The 10248-nt window shown below is 35.9% G+C and carries 5 protein-coding genes and 5 pseudogenes; 8 read left to right on the forward strand and 2 right to left on the reverse strand.

Features of this window, described 5'->3' with window-relative positions:
- Positions 1–369: 369 nt before the first annotated feature.
- Both VKJ25_RS24155 and VKJ25_RS24160 read right to left on the reverse strand, forming a co-directional pair.
- Positions 370–819 carry a J domain-containing protein gene (locus VKJ25_RS24155; protein WP_324239202.1) on the reverse strand — a complete coding sequence of 150 codons (450 nt, stop codon included), beginning with the start codon at positions 817–819 and terminating at the stop codon, positions 370–372.
- A 300-nt stretch (positions 820–1119) separates the two neighbouring features.
- Positions 1120–1353, reverse strand: coding sequence for a hypothetical protein (locus VKJ25_RS24160; protein ID WP_375340372.1), 234 nt, complete (start codon positions 1351–1353; stop codon positions 1120–1122).
- A 676-nt stretch (positions 1354–2029) separates the two neighbouring features.
- On the opposite strand from VKJ25_RS24160, the gene lepA reads away from it, so the two are divergent.
- The 8 genes and pseudogenes from lepA (at position 2030) to VKJ25_RS24195 (ending at position 9541) form a co-directional block, all read left to right on the forward strand.
- Entirely contained in the window at positions 2030–3835 is a 1806-nt protein-coding gene (gene lepA / locus VKJ25_RS24165; protein ID WP_324239203.1) for a translation elongation factor 4, read from the forward strand.
- Positions 3836–4450: 615 nt separating this feature from the next.
- Positions 4451–4882: pseudogene (locus VKJ25_RS24170) on the forward strand (GDP-mannose 4,6-dehydratase); the annotation flags it as partial.
- Positions 4883–5251: 369 nt separating this feature from the next.
- A pseudogene (locus VKJ25_RS24905) lies at positions 5252–5743 on the forward strand (LAGLIDADG family homing endonuclease); the annotation flags it as partial.
- 21 nt (positions 5744–5764) lie between these two features.
- A pseudogene (locus VKJ25_RS24910) lies at positions 5765–5965 on the forward strand (hypothetical protein); the annotation flags it as partial.
- A pseudogene (locus VKJ25_RS24915) lies at positions 5966–7219 on the forward strand (GDP-mannose 4,6-dehydratase); the annotation flags it as partial.
- Between the two features lie 3 nt (positions 7220–7222).
- A pseudogene (locus VKJ25_RS24810) lies at positions 7223–7645 on the forward strand (GDP-mannose 4,6-dehydratase); the annotation flags it as partial.
- A 162-nt stretch (positions 7646–7807) separates the two neighbouring features.
- Complete coding sequence (locus tag VKJ25_RS24190; protein WP_324239204.1) at positions 7808–9175, forward strand: UDP-glucose dehydrogenase family protein; 1368 nt, start codon at positions 7808–7810, stop codon at positions 9173–9175.
- Positions 9176–9256: 81 nt separating this feature from the next.
- A complete protein-coding gene (locus tag VKJ25_RS24195) occupies positions 9257–9541 on the forward strand; it encodes a hypothetical protein (protein ID WP_324239205.1) in 285 nt (94 codons plus the stop codon).
- The last annotated feature ends 707 nt before the right edge of the window (positions 9542–10248 follow it).

Consider the following 10248-nt stretch of genomic DNA (forward strand, 5'->3'; position numbering starts at 1 on the left):
TGATAAAGTTTCTAACATCGAATGGATTACACACCCTAGTTAAATAAGTGTTTATGAAAAATTAATTGTATAATTTCATAAGCAAAATTAATTACACATTCTATTATCAATCTACAATTTTATCTATAGGACTTACGAAAGGCACTGTATATGGCGCCTTGGCCTGTGATCCTGATGGCAACGCACCCTACCAATAGCGTTCATGGCTTTAGTTCTAATCTAGAAATTATCAATTTTTTTCCCTGTTCCCAGTTGGGCGTTCCCTATTCCTTTTCTCAACTAAGAAATTAATTTTGCACTACTACTTATACCATTAAACTTCTCTGTTGTATAATCAAAAAGTTGTAATGAGGATGCTAGTTTTTTGATTTAAAGTACTGGTGGTTCGATAGATTGAATAGGTATATCTGGACGCATAAGACCGATAACAATAGCTATTATCAAACAACTAATCAGAGCCAGGCCCATAATTAAGAGAGCAAATAATTCACCAGCAGATAATGGTCTATCTTTACTGTCTAAGTAGTATGAACGAGATATATGACTACTAAAGTTGACCTTTTGCTCAAAATCATTTAAGTACAAGTGCCTAATCTTTTTGTCGTACTCTATTCTTTTCTCGGAGTCCACTAAAGTATGATAAGCTTCATAAATTTTCTGGAATTTAACAGTAGCGATCGCTAGTGGCATATCCGTAGTATCTGGATGATATTGCTTACTCAGTTCCCGATACGCTTTTCTAATTTCTTGATTAGATGCTTTTGGATGTATTCCAAGTAAAGAATAATAAGTCATATCCAAAGAAGTATTTTTTGACATTATTCAAATTCTTGTAACTTTTCCCACTAAATTGCTCTAAATTAATTTTTAGTAATAGTTATGGTGATCTTTTGAGTTACTAATTTCTTTTGATACTCTACCAACTAAAATTACTGAATATTAAAAATGACAAAATATTATTTTTGCTCAATAATTATTTGTATGTTTAAATAAATTAATTTCCAGATTGAGATAATTTTTTAATTGTCTCAATCAGTTCTATCTAGCTCAACTTTTGAAAGAATTAATCAATACTTATTGTAATGATTAGAGAATAGAAAACGGGGAAAAATTTAAACTTTAATCATTCCATTCTCCTCTTGGAGGAATAGGAGGGTTTCTCTGAAGAGTGAGAGCTAACTCATCTTCTGGGAGTCCTCCTCTCAACCACTGACGAAGAGCGCTTTCAATTACTTTACTAGGGTCATTTGTCAAATGCTGAACTTGGTCTAATAACCTAGAATCTATATGTATTGATAGTTCGACTTTTTCGGTTGACTTTTGCTGATTAACTTTAGACTCATTCATTGTCATATCATATAATTCTCAATTGATATATTAAAATATACTAACTAATTTAACTATGTTAGTAAAAAAATAATATAATTGTAAGCATTCAGCTATTTTGGCGGAATGCGCTCCTATTCAGCAAACCCTATTTAAGAGTTGAAAATGGCTTTAAGTGAAAATAACATTTAAAGTCGGCTTTGATAGTAATACGGAATTTATTTTAACTAATAAAGCTTTGATCTCAAACTAAAATAAATAGTTGACCGCTGCTTGCTGACGATCCAGAATGCTTACATATAATTTTGTACTTTGTTGCTTTAATTATAACATTTTATCTAAAATAAATATCATATTATAATTTTTTTGTCAATCTCTACTGAGTAGAAAGCTATTTCATTTTCTCAAGTTAGTCAGAAAAATGAAAAATAGATATAGATAAGGTTAGACTAACTTTTGTAGGACTAAAGCCATGAGGTAGTAAAAACAGGGGTTTGAGATTGCTTCCTGTTGTCGTATCGGACGAAAATACGTTGCAGTTACGTAAGTCCTGTTTTGCTCATTTCTAGAATAAAGCTGTTTCTGAGAATGAAACAGCCCTATAGTAAAGAATAGAACTAAAATCAGACCAGGCCAAAAAGTCAAAAATTAAAATATGTTAAGAAGATAAATATATTTTACCAAAAAAATTATCAACAAAAATATGACAAAAGTTCCTGTATCTCACATTCGTAATTTTTCCATTATTGCTCATATAGATCATGGAAAATCAACCTTAGCCGATCGCCTCCTACAAAAAACTGGTACAGTAGCAGACCGTGAAATGAAAGAGCAATTCCTGGACACAATGGACTTAGAAAGAGAGCGTGGTATTACAATTAAACTCCAGGCAGCTCGAATGAATTATACCGCTCAAGATGGAGAAGAATATGTATTAAATTTGATCGATACACCTGGTCATGTGGACTTTTCTTATGAAGTGTCCCGGTCTCTGGCAGCTTGTGAAGGTGCTTTATTAGTAGTGGACGCTTCCCAAGGAGTAGAAGCTCAGACCTTAGCTAATGTATATTTGGCCTTAGAGCATGACTTAGAAATTATTCCAGTATTAAATAAAATAGATCTACCAGGGGCAGAACCAGATAGAGTTAAACAAGAAATAGAAGATATTATTGGCCTAGATTGTTCAGAGGCAATTTTAGCATCTGCCAAAGAAGGAATCGGAATTGGGGAAATTCTCGAATCTATTGTCGAATTAGTTCCAGCACCACAGGATACTATTAGTGAAAAGTTACGGGCTTTAATTTTTGATAGTTATTATGACCCATATCGAGGAGTAATTGTATATTTTCGGGTGATGGATGGGACTATTGCTAAAGGCGATCGCGTCCGACTCATGGCATCAGCAAAAGAATATGACATAGATGAGTTGGGAGTTTTATCCCCTACCCAAAAACCAGTAGAAGAGCTTCATGCAGGAGAAGTAGGTTATTTCTCAGCAGCTATCAAAGCAGTAGAAGATGCCAGGGTGGGAGATACAATTACTTTAGCCAAAAAACGAGCGGAAACTCCTCTACCTGGTTATATTGAAGCTAAACCTATGGTATTTTGTGGCCTATTTCCCACTGATGCTGACCAATTTCCAGATTTACGAGAGGCATTAGATAAACTTAAACTTAATGATGCGGCTTTGTCTTATGAAGCAGAAACATCAAGTGCTATGGGTTTTGGATTTCGATGTGGGTTTTTAGGACTTCTCCACATGGAAATTGTTCAGGAAAGATTAGAGCGAGAATACAATTTAGATTTGATTGTTACTTCTCCATCGGTAGTTTACCAGGTGACTACTAATAAAGGAGAAGTTATGAAGATTGATAATCCAAATTTATTACCCGATCCTAATCAGCGAGCCAAAATAGAAGAACCTTATGTGAAGGTGGAAATGATTACTCCAGAAGAATATGTAGGGACATTAATGGAGTTGGGGCAATCACGACGGGGTGTATTTAAGGATATGAAGTATTTGGCTCAGGGTAGAACTACTTTAGTATATGAGATACCTTTGGCAGAAGTGGTGACAGATTTTTTTGACCAAATGAAGTCTCGGTCTCGTGGTTATGCTAGTATGGAATATCAACTTATAGGCTACCGTGAAAATCCTTTGGTGAAGTTGGATATTATGATTAATGCGGAACCTGTGGATGCTTTGGCTGTGATTGTACATAAGGATAAAGCTTATGGAGTTGGTCGTGCTTTGGCAGAAAAGCTGAAGGAGTTAATTCCCCGTCATCAATTTAAGGTACCGATTCAAGCATCTATTGGTGCTAAGGTTATTGCTAGTGAACATATACCTGCTTTACGGAAAGATGTTTTGGCTAAATGTTATGGTGGGGATATTAGTCGTAAGAAAAAATTACTACAAAAACAGGCAAAAGGTAAAAAACGGATGAAGTCTTTGGGTACAGTTGATGTACCACAGGAAGCTTTTATGGCAGTTTTGCGCTTGGATTAATTCTAGTAAACTGACACACCTAAAATAGTGCATGGGGTAGGGGCGGGTTTAAGCAGAAATTTTCATGGTTACTCTCAGATTTATATAAACCCGCTCCCAAGGATAATGGCTTATATGATATCGAGCGGGTTTAGCTAACTTAATCCGTAATAAATATAAAATCCGGATAATTAGTTGATGGAAAACTTTGTACCTTTTCACTTAATTTTTTCTCTTCTGCCCCCTTTCAAAGGGGGTTGGGGGGATATTTTCTGCCGCCTTCCTTGGTGTAGATACGATAAGTATATAACCGGATTCTATATAAAAACTCGCTAACTAAATGCGTGAAACCCGCCTCTACATATTCTGATTCCTTAATGCACCATTTTAGTTGTGTCTGTCCAATAGTTATCATTACGATGATAGGAAGCAATCTCAGGAAATATGAGAGATTGTTTCCTTCCACTCTTTTAGAATTACAACGACTGACAATAACTGTAACTTAGATATGATAAACTTTCTAGACATTTAATGTCAGGATTATACTTTATTAGTGGTGTATGATGGAGTTGAATGTGGTTCTTCAATTTTTTGTTGAAAACTACAACAATTTAAACTGCTCGGAAAGTAGAAGTAATGAGAATATTAGTAACAGGTGGCGCAGGTTTTCTTGGTTCTCATCTCATCGATAGATTAATGGAACAAGGCCATGAAGTCCTCTGTCTGGATAATTTTTATACCGGAACTAAACGCAATATTTATAAATGGTTGAATCATCCCTATTTTGAATTAATTCGTCACGATATTACAGAACCAATTAGATTAGAAGCAGATCAAATATATCATCTAGCTTGTCCTGCTAGTCCAGTACATTATCAATTTAATCCTGTCAAGACAATTAAAACTAATGTGATGGGAACTTTGAATATGTTGGGGTTAGCTAAAAGGGTTAAAGCTAGATTTTTTTTGGCTTCGACATCTGAGGTTTATGGAGATCCGGATGTACATCCTCAAACAGAAGATTATAGAGGTAATGTTAATTGTATTGGGATTCGTAGTTGTTTTGATCCGGAAACGGAAATTTTAACGGAAGCAGGTTGGATAGCTTTTCCCGATTTACAACCAGATGTTAAAGTCGCAACATTAAACCCAGAGGGTAAGGTTGAATATCATATTCCTGATGAATATATTGTACAACCATATATTGGGGAAATGTATCGTTTTGCTAATGCTAAATTTGATTTTTGTGTAACTCCTAATCATTGGATGTATGTCCGGAGTGAGACAGATCATTTAAAGTTTATCAGAGCGGATGAAGATAAACATTGGCACAGTTGGCGGGCATTAACTGGAGGAGATTTTGGAGGAGAAGAGTTAGAATGGTTTGAGTTAGGAACTCCTCCTAGAAATGCTAAAGTAAAAGTAGAAAAAATCCCCATGGATGACTGGTTAGAATTTTTGGGTTATTACATTTCTGAAGGTTGCGTTGATGTGAAAAAAAGAGCGCGAGTGGTAGGAGGAAATGATTATGATGTGGCAGATTATAATGTTTTAATTGCTCAAGAAAATTCTGAGGGACGTTTAAAAATTGCTAATTGTTTAAGTCGTTTAGGATTTAAGTTTTTTGATGGGGACGAGCATCAATTTCAAATTTGCAGTAAACAGTTAGCTGAGGTTTTATTACCTTTAGGTAAGTCTGGTGATAAATACATTCCTCGTGAGTTATTTGAACTATCAAAAAGACAGTTATTAATCCTATTTAATGCTCTAATATTGGGGGATGGTTCGGAACGAGGAAATTGCTTTACTTACTATAGTAAATCTAAACAATTAGCAGATGATGTACAAGAATTAGCACTTCGTTGTGGTTATGCAGCTTCGGTAGTTTCTCATGCTATTGGGCGCGACCTTTATCGAGTGAATATTCGACCTGCTAAGGATGCAAGTTTAGTTGAACCAGAACGTTTCCATTATGTAGGAAAAGTTTATTGTGTTAATGTCACAAATCATGTAGTTTTTGTCAGGAGAAATGGTCGTGCTGCTTGGTGCGGTCAATGTTACGACGAAGGGAAGCGAGTAGCAGAAACTTTGGCATTTGATTACCATCGTCAAAATAAAGTTGATATTCGAGTAGTCAGAATTTTTAATAGTTTGACTGGAGACCAAAAGGTACTTTATTATATTTGTGAAAAACTCTATTATGAAACTTTTGCTGAGTGTTATGAAAGGATTAATGGAGATATATCTAATGTTTCAGTGCCTTGTTTTGATGAAAATTCCCGGACAGTAATTAAACCAATTTCTGCTATTTGGAAACATCATGTTAAGAAGAAGGGTTTCAAGATTAAAACTCTTTGGGGTAAGGAGATAAAAATTACTGAAGACCATAGTTTATTTACTAGGGATGAAAATGATCGACCTCAAGCAGCTTTTGGCAGTGAATTAAAGGTGGGAGATGAAATTGGAGTTCCTAGTTATATTAGCTTTTTGGAACAAACTTTACAACCATTCCACATTACAGATAAGATATTAAGCAAAGCAGAAATATCTGTAGAAAGTCAAGAGACTATTTCCTATCTAGAAAAATATGGAGATAAAATTCGGGAGTATTTATTGGCAAAAGGTCTAAATCCCGAACAACTTTATTCTACCTTGAAAAATTACGAAGCAACAAATCAAATTCCTTGGCATCTATGGGAATATTTAGAACTGCCTTTACCTGAAAAAGAAAAAATTTGCTATTCATCTACAAAAGCAGTTAAAAATTCGATAAGCAACGTAGAAGACTTTTTATGGTTATTAGGGTTTTATGTGTCTAAAGGAAGTTTGATAAATAATCAAATTGTTTTCAAAGGAGAAGCTGAAAAATTATCAGAAGTAATAGAGAGAATATTTGATTTTCAGCCAGAAATTAATGAATCAGGAGATGTAACGATTGAGTCAAAAATTATAGTTGATTTAATTGCAGATGGATTTAATTTTGGCAGAAAAGAAAAAGATATTCCTAATTGGATTTTACAACTTCCTCCAAAACAATTAATTAAATTTTTACAGGGATTTGCTGAAGGTAATGATGTAGAAGATAAATTAAGTTCAAAGTTCGAGTTTGAGAGCGATCGCCAGTTAGTTACTGAAAAGTTAGTTTTAATCTTTGCTAAGTTTGGGTTAGTAGCAAATGTTTCTGAAATAGAGGCACAAATCTATCGGATAACGGTAGAAGGATTAGAATATACTAATATCCAGAATTTGTCTAACGTTCAACAGAAAATATTAGCTAAAACAACAGGTGATATTGTTTGGGCAAAAATAGAAAGTATGGAAGAATTTGCCATAGATGATTATGTCTATGATTTCTCTGTACCAAATTATGAGAACTTTATTGGGGGAACCTATAGCATTTTTGCTCATAATACTTATGGACCCAGAATGTTAGAAAATGATGGTCGAGTTGTTAGTAACTTTATCGTCCAAGCTTTACAAGGAATACCATTAACAGTGTATGGCGATGGTTCCCAAACCAGAAGTTTCTGTTATGTTTCTGACCTAGTAGAAGGGTTTATCCGATTAATGAATCAAGACTTTATCGGACCAGTTAATATAGGAAACCCAGGAGAATATACTATATTAGAATTAGCTCAGAAAATTCAAGAAATGGTTAATCCAGATGCAGAGATAATATTTAAACCTCTGCCACAAGATGACCCGAAACAGCGACAACCAGATATTACTCGTGCTAGAAAATATTTAGGTTGGGAGCCTACTGTTCCTCTCGAAGAAGGGTTAAAATTAACTATAGAAGATTTTCGAGAGCGACTCAGAGATAATGAATAATGAATAATGAATAATGAATAATAAAGACTATCTCTAATTATCCATTATTCATTGAAAAAGAGAGGCTTTAAACTTCTAGGGATTAATTATTAATTATTAACTATTAATTATTAATTATTAATTATCCATGTTTCTGTTAAAAAATCTTAGGATCATAAAAATATGCGTGTTTGCGTTATTGGTACTGGTTACGTTGGTTTAGTTACAGGAGTTTGTCTGTCTCATACAGGACATCATGTAATTTGTATAGACAACAACGAAGAAAAAGTTAAATTGTTAAAATCAGGACAGTCTCCAATCTACGAACCGGGATTATCTGAACTAATGCAAAGTAGCACTCAAGCAGGGTTGCTAGAGTTTACATCTGACTTGAAAGCAGGAGTCGAACATGGTGATATTTTATTTATTGCTGTGGGTACTCCTCCACTACCTACGGGAGAAAGTGATACTCGCTATGTGGAAGCGGTGGCAAAAGGTATTGGCGCTCACTTAACTACAGGTTACAAAGTAATTGTTAATAAATCAACTGTACCTATTGGTTCTGGTGACTGGGTACGGAGGATTGTTTTAGATGGAGTTGAGGAACGTAAAAAAGAAGAAGGGGGAACTGCTGCAGAAATTGAAGCAGAATTTGATGTGGTGAGTAACCCAGAATTTTTGCGTGAAGGTTCTGCTATTTTTGATACTTTTAACCCAGACAGAATCGTACTGGGAAGTAATAATCAAAAGGCTTTGGATATGATGCAGGAACTTTATGCACCTTTAGTAGAACGGAAGTTTGCTGACGATAAGTCTTTGCCACCAGTTCCAGTGGTAATTACAGATTTGAGTTCCGCAGAGATGATTAAATATGCTGCTAACTCTTTCTTGGCAACTAAGATTAGTTTTGTGAATGAGATTGCTAATATTTGCGATCGCGTTGGTGCAGATGTGGTTCAAGTATCTAAGGGTATTGGGTTAGACTCCCGTATTGGTAGTAAGTTTTTGCAAGCTGGTATTGGTTGGGGTGGTTCTTGTTTCCCTAAGGATGTTTCTGCTTTAGTTCATACTGCTGATGATTATGGTTGTGAAGCACAGTTGTTGAAAGCAGCGATTGATGTGAATAAGCGTCAACGGATGATAACAGTGGATAAGTTGCAGCAGCATTTGAAAATTCTCAAAGGTAAGACTGTTGGGTTATTGGGTTTGACGTTTAAACCGGATACTGATGATATGCGAGATGCTCCTTCTCTAGATTTGATTCAAGAGTTGAACAGGTTGGGAGCGAAGGTGAAAGCTTACGATCCAATTATTTCTCAGTCTGGTATGCGTCATGGTTTAACAGGTGTGGTAGTTGAGACTGATGCGGAAAGACTTGCGGATCATTGCGATGCTTTGGTTTTGGTAACGGACTGGAAACAGTTTCGGCACTTAAATTATGCGAAGATGGTGAAGACGATGGAGCATAATTTGTTTGTTGATGGTCGTAATTTCTGCGATCGTAAAGAATTAGAAGCTGCTGGTTTTCAGTATGTGGGAATTGGTCATTAAATAGCTTTTAGCAGTTAGCTTTCAGCTAGCATTGGGGGGAAGGGATAAACCCGGTTTCTTTAAGAAACCGGGTTTCTTTGGTTGAATATTAAGGCTAATAAAACATCTTATTATATTAATATTGATGAGTGGGAAATGGATTTAGATAATGCTTTTAAAGATGCTATTTTTGAAGCTAGTGTGGAAGCAAAAGGAGGTATTTATAAGCCTAATCAATTACGTCAAGTTGTAGATCAAGTGAATATTATGGATATAGCTAATAGATTGATAAATTTGACATACAGTTATTCAAAAGAGGATTTGCGAGATGTGATTAATGATAAATTTTGTAAATTAACTGGTGGTGAAGATTGGAATTTTAAATAGTAGGCTATAAACCAATACAGTTAAGTTAAGGATTTCTTTTGCACTGCTTCAGAATTGTGTGATTTAATTTTTCTGGATGATAATAACTTAGAAAATTATGAGGCAGAAAAAATAACAGATGAAATAGTTGCCCCTATCCAGGACAGGAAGCAATCTAACTGCGCTTCTGATGATTAAAAACACTGTAGGGGCGGGTTTTACCAGAGATTTCCCTGTCTAATCTGAGATTTACCTAAACCCGCCCTCTTCTCTATAACATCAAAATGTGATTGTAAGTGGGGGGCGGGTTTAGTTAGCTGACTGGGAATACCATTAGCGCTATCTAATGTGGGGGAGAGGGTTTAGTTAGCTGACTGGGAACACCATTAGCGCTATGGTGAAACCCGCTCCTACTAATGTGGGAGAGGGTTTAGTTAGCTGACTGGGAACACCATTAGCGCTATGGTGAAACCCGCCCCTACTAATGTGGGGGGGCGGGTTTAGTTAGCTGACTGGGAACACCATTAGCGCTATGGTGAAACCCGCTCCTACTAATGTGGGGGGGGCGGGTTTAGTTAGCTGACTGGGAACACCGTTAGCGCTATCTAATGTGGGGGGCGGGTTTAGTTAGCTGACTGGGAACACCGTTAGCGCTATGGTGAAACCCGCCCCTACTAATGTGGGGGGGCGGGTTTAGTTAGCTGACTGGGAACACCATTAGCGCTATG

It is taken from the genome of Okeania sp. (assembly GCF_035285525.1).
In the GTDB taxonomy this organism is placed as follows: domain Bacteria; phylum Cyanobacteriota; class Cyanobacteriia; order Cyanobacteriales; family Microcoleaceae; genus Trichodesmium.

Excerpts from the sequence above, each read along its gene's own strand:
- lepA (WP_324239203.1), top strand. The coding sequence starts at position 2,030 with ATGACAAAAGTTCCTGTATCTCACATTCGTAATTTTTCCATTATTGCT.
- VKJ25_RS24155 (WP_324239202.1), bottom strand. The coding sequence starts at position 819 with ATGTCAAAAAATACTTCTTTGGATATGACTTATTATTCTTTACTTGGA.
- VKJ25_RS24190 (WP_324239204.1), top strand. The coding sequence starts at position 7,808 with ATGCGTGTTTGCGTTATTGGTACTGGTTACGTTGGTTTAGTTACAGGA.
- VKJ25_RS24160 (WP_375340372.1), bottom strand. The coding sequence starts at position 1,353 with ATGACAATGAATGAGTCTAAAGTTAATCAGCAAAAGTCAACCGAAAAA.